The organism is Actinoplanes sp. NPDC049681, from assembly GCF_044465265.1.
Taxonomy (GTDB): Bacteria; Actinomycetota; Actinomycetes; order Mycobacteriales; family Micromonosporaceae; genus Actinoplanes.
In genome coordinates, this window is the sequence record NZ_JBITLP010000004.1 from 142,622 (window position 1) to 160,298 (window position 17,677).

16 protein-coding genes and 1 riboswitch are annotated in these 17,677 nt (G+C 72.1%); of the genes, 6 read left to right on the forward strand and 10 right to left on the reverse strand.

What is annotated here, in order from left to right; all coding sequences use genetic code 11:
- Positions 1-2: 2 nt before the first annotated feature.
- The gene (locus tag ACIBO8_RS15080) at positions 3-620 is read right to left on the reverse strand and encodes a precorrin-8X methylmutase (RefSeq protein ID WP_396115776.1); all 618 of its coding nucleotides are present in this window, start codon (positions 618-620) and stop codon (positions 3-5) included.
- Position 621: 1 nt separating this feature from the next.
- The gene (locus ACIBO8_RS15085) at positions 622-1,833 is read right to left on the reverse strand and encodes a precorrin-3B synthase (protein WP_396115777.1); all 1,212 of its coding nucleotides are present in this window, start codon (positions 1,831-1,833) and stop codon (positions 622-624) included.
- A gap of 167 nt (positions 1,834-2,000) precedes the next feature.
- Positions 2,001-2,069: riboswitch (cobalamin riboswitch) on the forward strand.
- A gap of 51 nt (positions 2,070-2,120) precedes the next feature.
- Here ACIBO8_RS15085 and cobN point away from each other — a divergent pair.
- Positions 2,121-5,666 carry a cobaltochelatase subunit CobN gene (cobN, locus tag ACIBO8_RS15090; protein ID WP_396115778.1) on the forward strand — a complete coding sequence of 1,182 codons (3,546 nt, stop codon included), beginning with the start codon at positions 2,121-2,123 and terminating at the stop codon, positions 5,664-5,666.
- Here the strand turns inward: cobN and cobF are convergent.
- Positions 5,663-6,415: a precorrin-6A synthase (deacetylating) gene (gene cobF / locus ACIBO8_RS15095; RefSeq protein ID WP_396115779.1), complete on the reverse strand. Its 753-nt coding sequence runs from the start codon at positions 6,413-6,415 to the stop codon at positions 5,663-5,665. The genes cobN and cobF overlap by 4 nt on opposite strands.
- Before the next feature lie 62 nt (positions 6,416-6,477).
- Positions 6,478-7,578 carry an ROK family protein gene (locus tag ACIBO8_RS15100; RefSeq protein WP_396115780.1) on the reverse strand — a complete coding sequence of 367 codons (1,101 nt, stop codon included), beginning with the start codon at positions 7,576-7,578 and terminating at the stop codon, positions 6,478-6,480.
- Positions 7,579-7,672: 94 nt separating this feature from the next.
- On the opposite strand from ACIBO8_RS15100, the gene ACIBO8_RS15105 reads away from it, so the two are divergent.
- Positions 7,673-8,908, forward strand: a complete 1,236-nt coding sequence (locus tag ACIBO8_RS15105; RefSeq protein WP_396115781.1) for a YbiU family protein — start codon at positions 7,673-7,675, stop codon at positions 8,906-8,908.
- Here the strand turns inward: ACIBO8_RS15105 and dinB are convergent, their stop codons facing one another.
- The 3 genes from dinB to ACIBO8_RS15120 all read right to left on the reverse strand — a co-directional run bounded on the left by dinB (position 8,909) and on the right by ACIBO8_RS15120 (position 12,168).
- On the reverse strand, positions 8,909-10,099 hold the full coding sequence (dinB, locus tag ACIBO8_RS15110; protein WP_396115782.1) for a DNA polymerase IV: 1,191 nt from the start codon (positions 10,097-10,099) through the stop codon (positions 8,909-8,911).
- Positions 10,100-10,194: 95 nt separating this feature from the next.
- Entirely contained in the window at positions 10,195-10,569 is a 375-nt protein-coding gene (locus ACIBO8_RS15115) for a VOC family protein (RefSeq protein ID WP_396115783.1), read from the reverse strand.
- A 267-nt stretch (positions 10,570-10,836) separates the two neighbouring features.
- Positions 10,837-12,168, reverse strand: a complete 1,332-nt coding sequence (locus tag ACIBO8_RS15120; protein WP_396115784.1) for a hypothetical protein — start codon at positions 12,166-12,168, stop codon at positions 10,837-10,839.
- Positions 12,169-12,186: 18 nt separating this feature from the next.
- Here ACIBO8_RS15120 and ACIBO8_RS15125 point away from each other — a divergent pair, with 18 nt between their 5' ends.
- Entirely contained in the window at positions 12,187-12,603 is a 417-nt protein-coding gene (locus tag ACIBO8_RS15125) for a cupin domain-containing protein (protein ID WP_396115785.1), read from the forward strand.
- Positions 12,604-12,606: 3 nt separating this feature from the next.
- Here ACIBO8_RS15125 and ACIBO8_RS15130 read toward each other — a convergent pair whose 3' ends face one another.
- Entirely contained in the window at positions 12,607-13,260 is a 654-nt protein-coding gene (locus ACIBO8_RS15130) for a carbohydrate-binding protein (RefSeq protein WP_396115786.1), read from the reverse strand.
- A 348-nt stretch (positions 13,261-13,608) separates the two neighbouring features.
- Between ACIBO8_RS15130 and ACIBO8_RS15135 the strand changes: the two genes are divergently transcribed.
- A complete protein-coding gene (locus ACIBO8_RS15135; RefSeq protein ID WP_396115787.1) occupies positions 13,609-14,799 on the forward strand; it encodes a beta-1,3-glucanase family protein in 1,191 nt (396 codons plus the stop codon).
- 56 nt (positions 14,800-14,855) lie between these two features.
- On the opposite strand, the gene ACIBO8_RS15140 is transcribed toward ACIBO8_RS15135, so the two are convergent.
- Both ACIBO8_RS15140 and ACIBO8_RS15145 read right to left on the reverse strand, forming a co-directional pair.
- Entirely contained in the window at positions 14,856-15,386 is a 531-nt protein-coding gene (locus tag ACIBO8_RS15140; protein WP_396115788.1) for a DUF3558 family protein, read from the reverse strand.
- Between the two features lie 76 nt (positions 15,387-15,462).
- Complete coding sequence (locus ACIBO8_RS15145) at positions 15,463-16,368, reverse strand: TIGR03619 family F420-dependent LLM class oxidoreductase (protein ID WP_396115789.1); 906 nt, start codon at positions 16,366-16,368, stop codon at positions 15,463-15,465.
- 234 nt (positions 16,369-16,602) lie between these two features.
- Here ACIBO8_RS15145 and ACIBO8_RS15150 point away from each other — a divergent pair, with 234 nt between their 5' ends.
- Positions 16,603-16,794, forward strand: coding sequence for a hypothetical protein (locus tag ACIBO8_RS15150; RefSeq protein ID WP_396115790.1), 192 nt, complete (start codon positions 16,603-16,605; stop codon positions 16,792-16,794).
- A complete protein-coding gene (locus ACIBO8_RS15155; RefSeq protein WP_396115791.1) occupies positions 16,751-17,644 on the forward strand; it encodes a hypothetical protein in 894 nt (297 codons plus the stop codon). Before ACIBO8_RS15150 ends, ACIBO8_RS15155 begins: the two co-directional genes overlap by 44 nt.
- Positions 17,645-17,677 lie beyond the last annotated feature (33 nt).

The following is a 17,677-nucleotide window of genomic DNA, read 5'->3' on the forward strand; positions in this document are numbered from 1 at the left end:
TGTCACTCCTCCTCCGAGGCGAGCGCGTTGACCGCGGCCGCCGTGATCGCGCTGCCGCCCCGGCGCCCGCGGACGATCAGATACTCGAGACCGGACTCCGCCAGCGCGTCCTTCGACTCGGCCGCACCGATGAAGCCGACCGGGATGCCCAGCACCGCGGCCGGCCGCGGCGCACCCGCGGCCATGAGCTCCAGCAGCCGGAACAGGGCGGTCGGGGCGTTGCCGATCGCCACGACGGCGCCGCCCAGCCGGTCACCCCACAGGTCGAGCGCCGCCGCGCTGCGAGTGTTGCCGATCGCGGTGGCCAGCTCCGGCACGGCCGGATCCCGCAGCGTGCAGACGACCTCGTTGTCCGCGGGCAGCCGCTTGCGGGTCACCCCGGACGCCACCATCTGGGCGTCGCAGAGGATCGGCGCACCACCGAGCAGGGCCTTGCGCGCGGCGGTCACCACCCCCGGGCTGTACGCGATGTCGCGGACCAGGTCCACCATCCCGCAGGCGTGGATCATCCGGACCGCGACCCGCGCGACGTCGGCGGGCAGGCCGGACAGGTCGGCCTCGGCCCGGATGGTCGCGAACGACCGCCGATAGATCTCCGCGCCGTCGCGCACGTACTCCATCTCAACCCTTCCTCAGGGCGGCGATGACCGCCGCCACCTCGGCGACCGGCACGGGTGCCGCCGCCTGCTCGTCGTCCCCCGGCCTCCGCACCACGGCGTAGCCGGCCCCGGTCGCCTCGACGCGCACGTGCGGACCGGCCGGGCTGCCGCAGCCCCGCGCGCAGCCCACCCAGTGCACGGGCAGGCCGGAACCGGGCCTTGTCGCCGCATCGGCATCCCACCGCACGTCCGCGAGGGACTTCGCGCATCCCGGCTTCCCGGCGCAGGCGGTGACGCCCGCCCAGCGCGAATCCGCGCCGACCTCCAGCGCGGCCCCGGCGAGCTTACGCACCCACGCGTCGGCCTCTTCCGGTGGCAGGCCGGGCACGACCACGCCTCGCCACGGGGTGATGACCAGCTCACGAGCCGTCTCGAGAGTCCGGAGCGCGGCCCCGCCCAGGCGCCCGAGCGGAACGAGGGCTCCCACGGCCATCCGGCCGCCGTGCTGCGGGATCACCCCGATCGGCTCGCGCGGGGACGGCCGCCGCAGGGACGGATCAGGCTCGAGCAGCGTGACGCCCAGGGCCGCGGCCGTGGTGGCCGCCATGCGAGCGGGCCCGTCCGCCAGCTCGCGCACCCGCCACGGTCGCCGGCCGCCGGCCGATGCGTCCTGCTCGGCGAGGGCGAGGAAGGCGTGAGCGGCCGCGAGCAGGGCGGGAACCGCCTGGCCGGGCGCGCGAAGGCCGAGGTCGCGCCCCGCGAAGAGGACCGCACCGGTCGGCAGCGCCGCCACATCGGCGGAGAACGCCACGTCGCCGCTGCCGTCGTCGACGGCGAACAGGAAGCGACCGGGCAGGGCGGCGAGGGCCGGATCCGCGCACAGCGCCGCGTCGAGCGCGACGACCGGTGCCGGGTCGCTCAGCAGCGGCGATCCGGCGATGTTGCGGACCAGCTCGTGCGTCGGCGAGGGCAGCAGACCGGCCGCCGCCAGCCGTTCCGCGAGCCGGGCCGGCGGGGCTCCGCCGAGCGCCCGGAGCTGCAGGTTGGCACGGCTGGTCAGTTCGACGTGCCCGTCACCCCACTCCTCGGCGAGCTCGCGCACGGCGCCGAGCTGGGCGCCGGTGACGCGGCCGCCGGGGATGCGGACCCGGGCCAACGGCCCGTCGGCGGCATCGTGCAACCGCAGCGCCCCGGGACAGGCATCGGCGGCGGGACGGGCGAGGGGGGAGGACACGGCCCGGATACTACGGACCGCCCCCGACACTTTCCCGCGGCCGGTCGGCATCCTCACATCCGCGCCCGCGGCCGGAAGCGACACCCGGTCAGGATCGTCACAACCCGTCACGTTGACGCGGCGTGCGGCGGTCGGCAGAGTGGGAGGCCACGTGCGGCGACGCCGCGGAGGAAGCCGGTGCGAGTCCGGCGCGGTCCCGCCACTGTCACCGGATCCGCTCCGGGAGCCAGGAACTCCGGTCGCCGTGTATTCCTTCGACCCGGGGCGCGGACCCCGAGGGGAGAGCCGTGTTTCTGCTGCTGTCGACCTCCGACACCGACCTGCTCAGCGCCCGGGCCGGTGGCCGCGAATGGCGCCTGGGCAACCCGGCCCGGACCGCGCTGACCGACCTGCCCGCCCTCACCGACGGCGTCGACCTGGTCGTCGTGCGGATCCTGGGCGGACGCCGGGCCTGGGAGGAGGGGCTCGACGCGCTGCTCGCCGGGCCGGTCCCGGTCGTGGTGCTCGGCGGCGAGCAGGCTCCCGACGCCGACCTGATGAAGCTCTCCACCGTGCCCGCCGGCGTCGCGGCCGAAGCTCACGGCTACCTCGCGTACGGGGGTGCGGACAACCTCGCCGCCCTGCACGACTTCCTGTCGGACACCATCCTGCTGACCGGCAACGGCTTCGCGGCGCCCGTGCCCGCCCCCGACTGGGGTGTGCTCGAGCGCGACGCCGCCGGGAACGACGGTCCGACCGTGGCCGTGCTCTACTACCGGGCCCACCACATGGCCGGCAACACGGCGTTCGTCGAGGCCCTCTGCCAGGCGATCGAGGCGAAGGGTGCGCGGCCGCTTCCGATCTTCACCGCTTCTTTGCGTACGGCCTCAGCAGAGCTCCTGACCGAGTTGCGCAAGGCGGACGCCCTGGTCGTGACCGTGCTCGCCGCAGGCGGCACGAAACCCGCGACGGTCGGCGCCGGCGGTGACGACGAGGCGTGGGACGTCGGGGTGCTCGCCGACCTCGACGTGCCGATCCTCCAGGGGCTCTGCCTGACCAGCAGCCGCGAGGCATGGGAGGCCAGCGACGACGGGCTGTCCCCGCTGGACGCCGCCACCCAGGTCGCGATCCCCGAGTTCGACGGCCGGATCATCAGCGTCCCGTTCAGCTTCAAGGAGATCGACCGCGACGGGCTCTCCGTGTACGTCCCCGACGCTGAGCGCGCCGCCCGGGTGGCCGGCATCGCCGTGGCCCACGCCCGGCTTCGGCACGTGCCGCCCGCCGAACGCCGCATCGTGGTGATGCTGTCGGCGTATCCCACCAAGCACTCGCGGATCGGCAACGCGGTCGGGTTGGACACCCCCGCTTCGACGGTACGGCTGCTGGCCGCGCTGGGGGAGCGTGGCTACCGCATCGGCGGCTTCCCCGGCGTCGCGGAGCAGGACGGTGATGCGCTCATCCACGCGCTGATCGCGGCCGGTGGGCAGGACCCGGACTGGCTGACCGAGGAGCAGCTGGAGAGCAACACCGTCCGGATCAGCGGGGAGGCGTACGCGGCCTGGTTCGCGACCCTCGACGCCGACCTGCGGGAGTCGATGGAGCGGCACTGGGGCCCGCCGCCCGGCGAGCTCTATGTGGACAACGGCGACATCGTGCTCGCCGCGCTGCGGGACGAGAACACCGTGGTGATGGTGCAGCCGCCGCGCGGGTTCGGCGCCAATCCCGTCGCCATCTACCACGATCCCGACCTGCCGCCGAGCCATCACTATCTGGCCGCGTACAGGTGGCTGGCCGACGAGTTCGGCGCGCATGCGGTGGTGCACGTCGGCAAGCACGGCAACCTCGAGTGGCTGCCCGGCAAGAACGTCGGCATGTCCGCCGCGGACGGCACCGACGCGGCGCTGGGCGACCTGCCGCTGATCTACCCGTTCCTGGTCAACGACCCGGGGGAGGGCACCCAGGCGAAGCGCCGGGCGCACGCGACCCTGGTCGACCACCTCATCCCGCCGATGGCGCGGGCCGAGTCGTACGGCGACATCGCCCGCCTGGAGCAGCTGCTCGACGAGCACGCGAACATCGCGGCGCTCGACCCGGCGAAGCTGCCGGCCATCCGCGCGCAGATCTGGACGCTGATCCAGGCGGCGAAGATGGACCACGACCTGGGCCTGGAGAACCGGCCCGGCGACGAGGAGTTCGACGACTTCCTGCTGCACGTCGACGGCTGGCTGTGCGAGGTCAAGGACGTGCAGATCCGCGACGGCCTGCACGTGCTGGGCGAGGCGCCGGCCGGCGAGGCCCGGATCAACCTGGTGCTGGCCATGCTGCGCGCCAAGCAGATGTGGGCGGGCCAGGTCGCGGCGCTCCCGGGCCTGCGGGAGGCGCTCGGGCTGGGCGAGGACGCCTCCACCGCGGAGACGGACGCCGTCGAGGCCCGCGCGCGGGCGCTGGTGACGGCGATGGAGGAGGCCGGCTGGCCCGAGGACGTCCCGGACATCACGGACGACGCGCAGGTTCGCGAGATCCTGGCCTTCGCCGCCCGGGAGGTCGTGCCGCGGCTCGCGCGCACCACCGACGAGCTGACGAACGTCCTGCACGCCCTCGACGGCGGGTACGTGCCGGCCGGGCCGAGCGGTTCGCCGCTGCGCGGGCTGATCAACGTGCTGCCGACCGGCCGCAACTTCTACTCCGTGGACCCGAAGGCGATCCCCAGCGCGCTGGCCTGGGAGACCGGCCAGGCGATGGCCGATTCGCTGCTCAAGCGCTATCGCGAGGACTACGGCGACTGGCCGAAGTCGGTCGGCCTCTCGGCCTGGGGGACCAGCGCCATGCGCACCGCCGGTGACGACATCGCCGAGATCCTGGCTCTGCTCGGCGTACGCCCCGTGTGGGACGCGGCCTCGCGGCGGGTCACCGGCATCGAGCCGATCAGCCTGGCGGAGCTGGGCCGGCCGCGCATCGACGTGACCGTACGCATCTCCGGCTTCTTCCGCGACGCCTTCCCGCACGTGGTGGCCCTGCTCGACGACGCGTTCGGGCTGGTCGCCGGCCTGGACGAGACGCCGGAGCAGAACTTCGTCCGCGCCCACGCGCTCGCCGACGCCGAGGACGGCAAGAGCTGGCGGCAGGCGACCACCCGCATCTTCGGCTCGCGGCCGGGCGCGTACGGCGCCGGCATCCTCCCGCTGATCGACAGCCGCAACTGGCGCGGCGACGCCGACCTCGCCGAGGTGTACGCGGTCTGGGGCGGCTTCGCCTACGGCCGGGATCTGGACGGGGTCGAGGCGCGCGCGGACATGGAGACCGCGTACAAGCGCATCGAGGTGGCGGCGAAGAACATCGACACGCGCGAGCACGACATCGCCGACTCCGACGACTACTTCCAGTACCACGGCGGGATGATCGCCACCGTACGGGCGCTGACCGGACGCGCGCCGGCCGCGTACATCGGGGATTCCACCAACCCGGACGCGGCGCGGACCCGCAGCCTGACCGAGGAGACCGCCCGGATCTTCCGGGCCCGGGTGGTGAACCCCCGCTGGATCGCGGCGATGCGCCGGCACGGCTACAAGGGCGCCTTCGAGCTGGCCGCGACGGTCGACTACCTCTTCGGGTACGACGCCACGGCCGGCGTGGTCGCGGACTGGATGTACGAGCAGCTCGCGGCGAACTACGTGCTGGATCCGGAGAACCAGAAGTTCATGACCCAGTCGAACCCGTGGGCGCTGCACGGCATCACGGAGCGCCTGCTGGAGGCGGCGGACCGCAAGCTGTGGGAGGCCCCGGACCCGGACACGCTGGCCGCCCTGCAGCAGGTCTACCTGGAGACCGAGGGCGACCTCGAGGGCGACGCCTAGCGGCGGCGCAGCAGGTACGTGTCCATGATCCAGCCGTGCCGCTCGCGGGCCTCGGCGCGGACCCGGCGGATCTCGTCGGCGACCTCCGCCAGCGGCCCGGAGACCAGCAGCTCGTCCGGCGTGCCGATGTACGCCCCCCAGTAGATGTCGACGTTCTCGGCGTCCACCACCCCGAAGGTCTGGTGGGCGTCGAGCATCACGATCACGTCGTCGACGTTCGCCGGCCACTCCTCGGCGAGCCGGCGGCCGGTCGTCACCTGGAACGGCTGCCCGACCCGGTTCACGCCGATCCGGTGCTTGGCCGCCAGCGCCGAGACGCTGGAGATGCCCGGGATGACCTCGTAGTCGAAGCGGGTCCCGCCGCGGGTCAGGATCTCGTCGAGGATGGCGATCGTCGAGTCGTACAGGGACGGGTCGCCCCAGACGAGGAAGGCGCCGGTCTCGTCCTCGAGCAGGTGCTCGCGGATCAGGGCCTCGGTCACCTCCGAGCGGCGGTGCCGCCAGTCGGCGATCGTCCCCTCGTAGTCGGCGGGGGTGCGGTCCCGGTCCGGGTCGCGGCCCTCGGCGATGCGGCGGCCGGGTTTCCCGTACGCCTTGAGCACCCGCCGCCGGAGCTCGATCATGCTCTCCTTGGCCTCGCCCTTGTCGAGCAGGAAGAACACGTCGGTCCGGCCGATCGCCTTGGCTGCCTGCAGGGTCAGGTGGTCGGGGTCGCCGGCCCCGATTCCGATGACGTAGATCTTCCGCACGCCGTGCAGTCTGCCCCACCGGCCTGTGCACCCTCGCCGGAGGTCCGCCGCGGGTGAACCGCTCAGCCGGCGACGGCTGCCGCCCGGGCGTGCTCGACGGCCAGCTGCAGGGCGCCGGCGAGGGCGGCCTCCGTGCCGAGGGTGCCGTGTTCCAGCCGCAGCGGGCCGGGGAACGTCAGGCCGTCGCGGACCCGGGGGAGCAGCGCGGGATGGGTGCCCACCGGGCCGCCGAGCAGCACCAGCTCCGGATCCACGACCGCCGCCACCGAGATGATCGCCCGTCCCGCCGCCTCGGCGAGCACGGAGAGAATGCGTTCGTCGCCGCGGTCCAGCGCCCGCACCACCGCCGCGACGTCGTTGGACGGTGCGTCCGACCTCGCGAGGCCCCGGGATGCGAGGTCCCCGGCGAGCGTGGCGGCCGAGGTGCCGGGCAGGTAGCCGATCTCGCCGGCGAGGCCGTGGGCGCCGCGGATCAGCTGGTCGCCGATGTAGAGGCCGACGCCGAGGCCGGCGCCGACGTAGACGTACGCGAAGCTCGACGCCCCGGCGGCCTGCCCGCAGCGGTGCTCGGCGAGCGCGGCCAGGTTGACGTCGTTGTCCACCAGGATCGGGGCGGAGACCAGGTCGCCGATCATCTCCGTGGGGCTCAGCAGGCCCTCGGGGAACGGCGTCCCCGCCAGCGGCACCGTCTGGTGGGTGACCGGATCGACCGGGTTGGCGACCGAGACGCCGACCGCCCGCAGCGGGCCCTCGGCGCCGGTGATCTCGTCCACCACCGCCCGTACGCTCGCGACCAGCGCATCCACGTCGCCGGGCGGGGTCGGTGGCCGCCGCACCTCCTCGAGGGTGTGGCCGGCCAGGTCGGCGGCGCGGGCGTGCACGCCGGACTGGTCGAGCTCGAGCGCGAGGACCCACCCGGCCCGCGCGCCCAGCGAGTAGAACGTGCCGACCCGCCCGCGACGCCCGGTCTCCTTGAGGCCGGTCGCGTCGAGCAGACCCACCTCGACCAGCCGCCGCACCGCCTCGGACACCGTCGGCCGGGAGTACCCGGTCACGTCGGCGAGCTCGGCCCGGGTAGTACGGCCCTGGCGGATGGTCTCGTCGAGCAGCCGTCGGTCGGTGGCCTCGCGCAGCACGGTCTGCGGCAGGGCCCGGACAGTCACGCGTACCCACCCCTTGTGATCTTCGGCCTTCGCCTCTTACATTAGGTCAAGCTTCTAGTTAGGTCACCTAATCAAATCTGCAGGAGGCAGGACGATGACCACCGCACCGGCCGACATCACCGCCGCGATCCGCGACACGAAGACCACCCTGCGGGCCCGGATCGGCGACTACGCCGGTGCCTTCGCCCGCGCCGAGGAGCTCATGCGCGCCGAGGTGGCCGACCTCGTCGCCCGCCGCGACGCCGGCGAGGAGATCTGGCCCGTCGTGCAGTACGCCGACATCGCCGCCGGCACGGTCCCGGCCGAGCTGATGGAGGCCGTACGCCGCCGCGGCTGCGCGATCGTCAAGGGCACGTTCCCGCGTGAGCGTGCCGAGGCGTGGGATGCGGAGCTCGTCTCGTACCTGGATCGCAACGACTTCGCCGGCACCTACCGTTACCTGGACGACGGCATCTTCGGCGGGCTGGCCGCAGGCAAGCCGTCCATCTTCCCGATCTACTGGTCGCGGCCGCAGATGGAGGCCCGCGAGGACGACGCCATGGTCGCGGTCCGCGGCTTCCTCAACTCCTTCTGGAAGCACGAGTCCGAGGGCCGGGTGTGGTTCGATCCCCACCGCGACACCGCCTACCCGGACCGGGTCCGGCGGCGCGAGCCGGGCAGCAACTCGGCCGGCCTGTCGCCGCACACCGACTCCGGTTCGATCGAGCGCTGGCTGCTCCCGGCCTACCAGAACGTGTTCCGGCACGTCTTCAGCGGCGACGTCGACGCGTACGACCCGTGGGACGGCGCCTACCGCACCGAGGTCCACGAGTACGAGTCGACGGTGATGTGCTCGGCATTCCGTACCTTCCAGGGCTGGACCGCGCTGTCCGACATGGCCCCCACCGAGGGCGTGCTGCACGTGGTCCCGATCCCGGGCGCCATGCCCTACCTGCTGCTGCGCGCGCTGCAGGACGACGTCGCCGACGACGACCTCTGCGGCGCGGCGAACGGCCAGGCCCTGCCCATCAGCGAGCGCTGGCATCCGGTGCTGACGCCCGCGCTGACCCCGATCCCCGCGGTCGAGCCGGGCGACACGGTCTGGTGGCACGGCGACATGATCCATTCGGTGGGCGCGGTCCAGGACCAGAAGGGCTGGGGCAACGTCATGTACATCCCGGCCAGCCCGTGGTGCGAGAAGAACGCCGCGTACGCCGCCGCGTGTGGGCAGGCGTTCCTCAAGGGAGTCAGCCCCAGCGACTTCGCGGCCGAGGACTACGAGGTGAACTGGGTGGGCCGCCCCACCGCCGACGAGCTCACCGCCGTCGGCCGCGCCCAGCTGGGGCTCTGATCAATCGGGCAGGATCGGTACGGACGGGTTCAGCTCGCGCCCCAGCGACGCCGCACGAGTGACGGATCCGGACCCGAACCGGTCGCGTACGGCGTCGAGGGCGGTGTCGAGGCTGTCGTCGTGCGGATCCTCGAACGGCAGCTCGAGCTGCACGGCACCGTCGCTGTCCAAGTTGCCCACCGCGACCCCGACCAGCGTGATGCCCCGCTCCTCGATCAGTGGCCGGGCGGCCACGAGTAGGCTCCGGGCGGTCTCCAGGATCGCCCGGGTCTGCATCGTCGCCTTGAGCAGGCTCCGGGAGCGGGTCGCCCGGGTGAAGTCACCGAAACGCAGCCGCAGCGTCACGGTCCGCCCGGCCCGCTCCGCCGCCCGCATCCGCCGGGTGACCCGGTCGACCAGCGCGGCGAGCGTCGCGTCGATCTCCGCGAACGGCCGCGGCCGCCGCCCGAGCGCGCACTGCGACCCGATCGAGCCACGCCGGTGCCCGACGCGCACCCGCCGCGGGTCGCGGTTGTGCGCCAGAGCGTGCAGGTGCCGCCCGGCGTGCGCACCGAGGATCGCCACCAGGGCCGCCTCGCCGATCCGGGCCACGTGCCCGACCGTGCGGATCTGCCGGTCCCGCAACTTCCCGGCGGTGATCGGGCCGACGCCCCACAGCCGCTCGACCGGCAGCGGGTGCAGGAACGCCAGCTCCTCCCCGGGTGCCACGACGAGCAGCCCGTCCGGCTTGCCGACCCCGCTCGCCACCTTGGCCAGGAACTTGGTGCGGGCCACACCCACGGTGATGGGCAGCCCCACCCGCTCCCGCACCTGCGCCCGCAGCTCCGCGGCGATCGAGGCGGGAGTGCCCCGGATCCGCGCCAGGCCGCCGACCTCCAGGAAGGCCTCGTCGATGGAGATGCCCTCGACGATCGGCGTGGTATCGCGGAACACCTCGAAAACCGCCTTGCTCGCCGCCGAATACGCCTTCATCCGCGGCGGGACGACGATCGCATGGGGGCATAGGGCGCGAGCCTGGGCGATGCCCATGGGCGTACGCACGCCGAAGGCCTTCGCCTCGTAGCTGGCGGCCAGCACCACCCCGCCGCCGACCAGCACGGGACGGCCGCGCAGGTCCGGGTCGTCACGCTGCTCGACCGACGCGTAGAACGAGTCGAGGTCGGCGTGCAGGATGGTCGCCCGGTCAGCCACCGCGCCATCTTAGAACATATGTGCGACAACCCTGGTTCCTGGTGACCGGGGGGACCCGGTCGGGCACACCGTCGAGCGCCCGACCGGGACTCCGATTACAGGTACGGGCGGGTGATCAGTTCGATCCCGTGACCCGCCGGATCCTTCACGTAGAACCCGCGGCCGCCGTGCTCGTGGTTGATCTCGCCGGGGCGGCGCATCTGAGGATCGGCCCAGTGCTCGACGCCATGGTCGCTCAATCGGGCATAGGCCCGATCGAACAAGTCGTCGTCCACCAGGAAGGCGTAGTGCTGCATCTGAATGTCTACCGGCGGTTCGGCGAATTGGAGCAGCACGCCGTCGCTGAGCTGAACGTTCGTGAACGGGCCCCAGGACGGTGCCGCCGCGACTTCCAGGAGGTCCCGGTAGAAGCGGGCGGACTCCTCGCGGTTTGCCGCGGCGATGATCGTATGGTTGAAACTCGCTGCCATGTGGTGTGACCTCTCTTCGATACGACTCTGAAGCAAACCTGGAAGAGTCGATCGCGGGAGGCCCGCGCGCCATCTGAACCGGGTACCGATACGGCACCCCCGGACCGGTCAGCTACCCACCGGGCAACCCGTCTGTGCGTGGCATGTCGCCGGCCCGATGTTCACGGCACGGGATCATACCGGGCGGAGATCGTGGAGTCGGCCGGAGCGCGTCCAGAGGGTTTCACAATTCATGTCGCTCAATGATTCGTGCGTCGGTGTGGTGTGTCACGGCACCGGGACGGAACCTTCCGGCGGGCCGACACAGGCGATCGGCGCCTCGAGGATCGCGGCCATGAGCTCGACGGGCAGGTTCGGGTTGGCGGCGGCGGCCGCGGTGGTCTCCCGTTCCTCGAAGAGCTCCAGCAGCCGCTCCTGGGACAGCCGCGCGTCGTGGGCGACCGAGCTGCGCACAGCGGGTTCCTCGTCTCGGCTGAGGCGTTCGATCAGCTCGGCCGGCGCCCGGCGGTCGAGGACGACGAGGGCACGCGCATTCCGGTCCGGTGAGTCCGCGTAGCGGGTGAGGTCCGCGCCGACGAACGCCGGATGCCGCAACAGTCGGCCCCGGGTGACGACTCGGGCCTCCAGAAAAGTGCGTACGACGAGGTCCGTGGGAACGGCGTCGTGGTTCTCGCACAGCAGCAACCGAACCGGGAAGTCGTCGTCGGCGGCGAGCGTGGCGATCTGGTCCGCGGTCAGCCTCTTGTTGCAGGCGGCGCTTCGGCGCACCCCCGGGTGCGCCGAGGACACACAGCGCTGCAACTGCTCATCGTCGGCGTCGAGGACCCAGTCGAGCGTGGGCAGGCGGTCATCCGTGGATACCTGATAGCCGATCGCGGCGCGTTGCTGTTCGCTGAATTCGGGGCGCATCGACACGGACGTCCGGACCTTCGGGTCGGGATCCGCGGCCAGCGTCGCCACCACGTCGGCGGGCAGGTCCGGCTCGAGCGCGATGGCCGCCCGCTGCCGGGCCGAGTCGCCGGAGGCGATCATCCGGGCCTGCTCGGCGGTCATCGGTTGCGGTTGCGGTTCCGGCTCCCGCGTGGCCCGTGCCCACGAGGCGATCTCGTCGTCCTCGACGTCGGCGAACGCGGCAACGGCCTCGGGCGACACCTCCATCGGGTCCAAGAGCCGCAACCTCCGCTTGAATCGGGGCTGCGCCGCCAGTTTCCGGTACGCCCATGGCGGCAGTGGCTGGGGTTCCCGGATGTACTGCCTCTCGACCAGCGCCATCACCACCCAGAGGTCAGGGTCGTCGACCATCCTGGCTCGTTGCTCGGCGGTCGCCCCGTGGCACTGGGCGAGCATCTCCCGGACGCGGACGTCGGGATGGGCGGCGACGATGTCGAAGAGTTCGTCGGACCACTCGCGCCTGCACGCTACCGCGGCGTCTCTGTCGGCGGCCGGGTGTTTCAGGAGCCGTCGTGCCAGGGTCTCCGGAAGAACAGGGTTGCGGGACAGGCCGCGCACGCGCGCGTGTGTCGTCTCGTGGGTCCAGGATGGGTGGGAGTAGTCGATCAGCAGGGCGTCGTCCTCCTCGCTCGCGTCGGCGACGGGCACTGGGGTAGACCAGGGGCCATGACTATACGACCGCCGCTCGCCGAGGCCCTCGATCTGCAGCCCCACCCCGAGGGTGGCTGGTTCCGCGAGACCTTCCGGTCCGCGGTCGTCTTCCACCCTTCCGGGTACGCCGGCCCGCGCGCCGCCGCCACCGCGATCTACTTCCTGCTCCAGCCCGGCGAATCCTCGGCGTGGCACGTGGTCACGTCGGACGAGCTGTGGCTGCTGCACTCCGGCGAGCTCGAGCTGCGTCTCGGCGGTGCCGGGACGCAGCCGCGGGAGCCCGGTGAGACCGTACGCCTCGACGTGCGCGCTCCTCAGGCGTTGGTGCCGGCCGGGGTGTGGCAGAGCGCCTTCCCGGCCGGCGACGAACCGGTTCTGGTCAGCTGTGTGGTGTCGCCCGGCTTCGACTTCGCGGACTTCCGCATGGCCTGACGGTCAGTGGCTGAAGGCGAAGTAGTTCAGGTTCAGCAGCTCGGTGTCGCTCTCGCTCGAGAACGTGATGAAAAGCGTGTGCATGCCGGTCACCGGTGTGATCACCGTGGACTGGGTCTGCCAGCTCTGCCAGCCGCCGAGGTTGCCCACCGTCAGGCCGCCGATCGCGGGGCTGGACGGGGTGTCGAGGTGGAGCTCCAGCTGCCCGGTGACGCCGTCGCCGACGTCCGACGAGACCCGCGCCGCGAAGTGGGTGGCCGGGGTCGTGCCGAAGTTGATCTGGTCGTAGCGCAGCCAGTCGCCGCGGTTCACCCAGCCGACGTTCCGGCCGCCGCCGTCGTCCTCGGTGTCCTCGTATTCCACGCCCTGCTGGTTGGTGGCGCTCTCCGCCTGGATGGTGCTGTACGCGTCCGTCCCGCCCTCCGGGGCCGGCGGCGGCTCCGAGGACGGCTCCGCGGACGGGGCGGGTGACGCGGAGGAGCCGGCCGGAACCGCGGCCGCGGCGGGGGCCGGATCGGTGGGGCCGCCCTGGAGGCGGCCGATCAGATAGCCGAGCAGGGCGAGCGCCAGCCCGGCCGCGGCGAGCGCGGCCCGGTTGCGGGTGACCCTCGACCGGGAGGTGTAGACCCCCGGCGAGGGTGTGGCGGGCGTAGTCATCGGATCGAGAGAATAACCCAGCACTGTGATGATGAACGAGATAGCGCACAGTGATCAGGCGCGGTTTCGTCCGAATAGTCCCCAGGATGGGTTCTGACCTGCACTCTCATCGAGAGTGCGAAACATTTTTATCTGTGGTACGGGGCGAATTGTATTGGTTGACATCTTTGAACCGGCGGACCACAGTGGGTGAGAGCGCTCTCACGCCTCCTGGCGATGCGGAGCGTGACGGCCAGGACGCATCCCCCTTCCCGCGTCCGCCTCCGAAGCGTTCCTGGCCGGTGCGGGATCCCTTCCGGCCCCGCGGCCGGGCCCGCGCCGAACCGGAGGCCGGACCGTGGAGTGCGTATGCGACTCAATCGGAAAACCTTGCTGGGACTGGCCGTGGCGGTCGTCGCCGTCCCCGCTGCCATCGCGGTCATCCCCGCCGCCCAGGCGGCGACCTTGCCGGACGTCCTCCCGCTGACGGTCACCAACAACTCCGGCCGCAGTGAGGCCGTGCACCTGTACGTCCTCGGCGAGTCCGGGGGCAGGCTGGGCTACGTTACCGAATCCGGCACCTTCACCCCGTGGAGCGGCGGGGCCAACCCGCCCGTACCGGCTCCGGACGTGTCGATCGACGGTCCGGCGAACGGGGCGAGCAAGACCATCGGTGTCCCGCGCGGCCTGTCCGGCCGCATGTACATGTCCTTCGGCGACAAGCTCGACTTCAAGCTCACCCAGGACGGCGGCCTCGTGCAGCCCGCGCCGTGGGCGGCCGGCGACGCCAACAGCGACGTCCTGTTCGACTGGAGCGAGTTCACCTACAACGACGCCGGCGTCTTCCTCAACAGCTCCCAGGTGGACATGTTCGCCGTGCCGCACGAGGTCAGCGTGACGGGCTCGAACGGGCAGACCCTCGCCACCGGCGAGCTGAAGCCCGGCGGCCGCGACGCCGTCGTGGACGCCATGCGCGCCGACGACGAGTTCAGCAAGCTGATCCAGACCGGTTCCGACGGTACGGTCCTGCGCGTCCTCTCACCCGGCAAGGGCGCCGACGGCGGCTCGTTCGACCCCGCGTACCTGGCTTCGTACATCGACGAGGCGTGGGCCACGTACGCCACGACCGACCTGGTGGTGAAGCCGTTCGCCGACCAGCCGGACAAGATCTTCAAGGGCCGGACCGCCGGGGACGTCATGACCTTCAGGGACGCCACCGGCGCGCAGGTCGCCACGTTCACGAAGCCCACCACCGCGAACGTCTGGGGCTGCGACGGCAACCTGGCCGCCCCCAACGACCTGGTCGTCGGCCCGATCGCGCGCAGCCTCTGCGCCGCCCTGCAGCGCACCACGCTGGGCACGCAGGCCTCGGAGCCGAGCACCGACCCGTCCACCTTCTACCGCAACGACCCGACCAACGAGTACGCGAAGGCGATCCACGAGCAGATGGTCGACGGCAAGGCGTACGCGTTCGCCTTCGACGACGTCGCCAACCAGGAGTCGCTGGTGCACGACGGCAACCCGACGTCGATCGGTATCAGGCTCACCCCGTTCGAGTAGGCGAGGCACGGACGGCAGGGGCGGCCGCAAGGCCGCCCCTTTCCCGCGTACCGTCGTCAGATCTTGGGGATCAGGACCTTGGCGATCCGCTTCGCCTTGTCGATGTTCTCCTCGTCGCTGTCGCCGCGCGAGTAGACGTCGATCGAGACCGTGCCGTGCAGGACGTAGAGGTGGCCGGCGAGCGAGAAGGCGTCCTCGCCGACGCCGTCCACCGGCTCGGCCTCGGCGATCTTCACCTCGAAGTCCGACTCGGTGGTGCGGGCCAGGAACACCGCGAGCTGACCGTCCGGCTGCTGCCACTGGCAGAACCGGGAGGCGTCACCCGCCTGGGCGCCGTCCTCGTCCCGCTGGCTGATGCCCCGCCCGGTGAGGCTCTTGACCTCGGCGTCGCTCAGCAGGGTGCAGGGATCCGGGATGTCGCCGGAGTCCTTGCCGGATTCGGCGGAGCTCGAGTCCTTGCCGGAGTCGCCGAGTCCGGAGTCGGAGGACGGGGTCGGCTGGGGACCGGCCGGGGAGCCGGTGGCGGGCAGGGCGCCGCAGCCGGACAGTGCGGCGATGGCGGCGAGGGCGGCGAGGTAGCGCTTCATGGACGCCAGGGTGCGGGGCCGCCGTGACCCCCGGGAAGGGCCGGCGGCCCCGGCTGACACGTATGCGGGAGAAGTTTCAGCCGTTCGGTGCCAGGGCGGTGAGGATCTGCTCGGCGCGCTCGCCCGCCGCGCGAGGGTCGGCGTCCGGCGAACCGATGAACGGATCCCAGTTGAGGTCGTAGAAGAGCTCCGTCACGCCGGCCTCGGCGTACCGCTGCGCGCCGGCGCGGATCTGCTCCCAGGTGCCCGACAACGGGAACGCCTCGTCGCGCAGCCCGGCACGGACCACCCCACGAACGACGATGCGGACCGAGTCAGGGTCCCGGCCGGCGTCCTCGGCGGCCCGGCGCACGATCCGCACGCCGCGCGCGATGTCCTCCAGGCTCGTACGGCTGCTGCTCACCCAGCCGGCGGCGATCCGGCCGGCCCGGCGCAGGGCACTGTCGGCGACGCCCCCCAGCAGGATCGGAGGTCCGCCGCGCTGCACCGGCGGCGGGGCCATCGTGCTCGGCGGCACCCGGTAGAACTCGCCGTCGAAGGTTGCGGCCTCGCCGGTGAACAGGGCCCGCAACACGGTGAGGTACTCCTCCGTACGGCGGCCCCGAGGATTCGGGTCGGAGCCGGTCGCCGCGAACTCCACGTCGGACCAGCCCGTGCCGAGTCCGAGATCGAACCGCCCACCGGAGAGCACGTCCAGGGTGGTGGCCTGCTTCGCCAGGTACGCCGGGGAGACGTACGGCAGGTTGATCACGGCAACGCCGAGGCGGATCCGGGTCGTGCGGGCCGAGGCGTAGGTCAGGGCGAGCAGGGGGTCGAGCACGCTGCGGTAGACCGGCTCCAGGTTCTGGTTCTCCCCGGCGAGCAGTCGCTGGAAGGCCCACATGCCGTGGTAGCCCAGTTCCTCGGCCCGCATCGCGAAGCCGGTCACGGACAGGGGATCGGCCCACACACCGGACACCGGGCACCCGCAACTGATCAACATCCGGCCACCGTACTGCGGCACCGCAGACCGGGCCACCGAGCGCGGCTCGACCGACCACGGTGATCACGGCGTGACCTCGCCATGACGGTCCGGCGCATCGGTCCGGAATTCCTCAGAAAGTGGGGATCGACGGGTGAACCGGAATCGCGGTCCCTCCGTGGGGGTACTCACGCGCCCCGAAATCGCGCCATCATCGGACCAACCGGTCCGATCCGATCGAAGGAGTACGACCGTATGACCGACCCGCCCCGCCCGCAGCGGCAGGATCCGCTGAGCGAGCAGGACGTCGCCGAGGGCGAACAGTACGCCTCGGCGCACGATCCCGGGCCCGCCGAGCAGTACGCCGGTGAGCCCGTCGCCGATCCCTGGGAGGAGGAACCGGATGGCCAGCTGGATTCTGGTGCCCTGCCTGGTCTCCCTGCGTAACGAGTTCAACCGGCTGGCCCCGGGCCGCGACAAGGCCTCGGACGGTTCCATCGGCGACACGTCGCACTCGGCGAGCTCGTCGGACCACAACCCCGACGAGACCGGCCGGACGCCGTACGAGGACAGCGACCACAAGAACGAGGTCCACGCCATCGACGTGGACGACGATCTGCGCAAGCCTGGCTGGACGATGACCAAGTGTGTGGAGATCATCGTCACCCGGCACCGCGAGGGCCGCGACAACCGGCTGCAGAACGTCATCTACAACCGCCGCATCTGGTCCCGGTCCTGGGGCTGGACGGCCCGCAGGTACACGGGCGCGAGCGCCCACACCGAGCACGCGCATTTCTCCGCGCGTTATACGACCGCCCAGGAACGTGACACCCGCGCCTGGGGATTGCTGGAGGCAGACGACGTGACCAAGAGCGAGTTCACCGCCTGGATGACCGAGTGGGCGCGCAGCGCCGCCGGCCGGGAGGCCCTGGCCCGCGCGGTGCTGGCGTACGACCCCGGCAAGGACGCCCATGGGAAGGTTCCGGCCGGGGGCATCGCCAATCCGGGGGCGGACGCTGCCGGCAACCCGACGGTCGGGGCCGCGTGGGCGCTGAACCGGGCGATCGTCGCGTCCATCCTCGGCTACCAGATCCGGGACCGGATCGACGAGCTTCAGGCCGCGGTGGACGCCCTCGCCAAGACGGCTCCCGGGCCGGTGTCGCCGCAGGTCAGCGCGCGTACGGCGCTGGACGCGATCGGTTCCGGCGGCATGACACCGGAGCAGACCGCCGCGGCGCTGCGTGCCGCCCTCGGCGAGGACGGAGCCGCGAGCGTCGGGCGGTTGCTCACGAAGTAGCGCGCCGGCGGGTTCGGGCCGGGCCGCCACCCG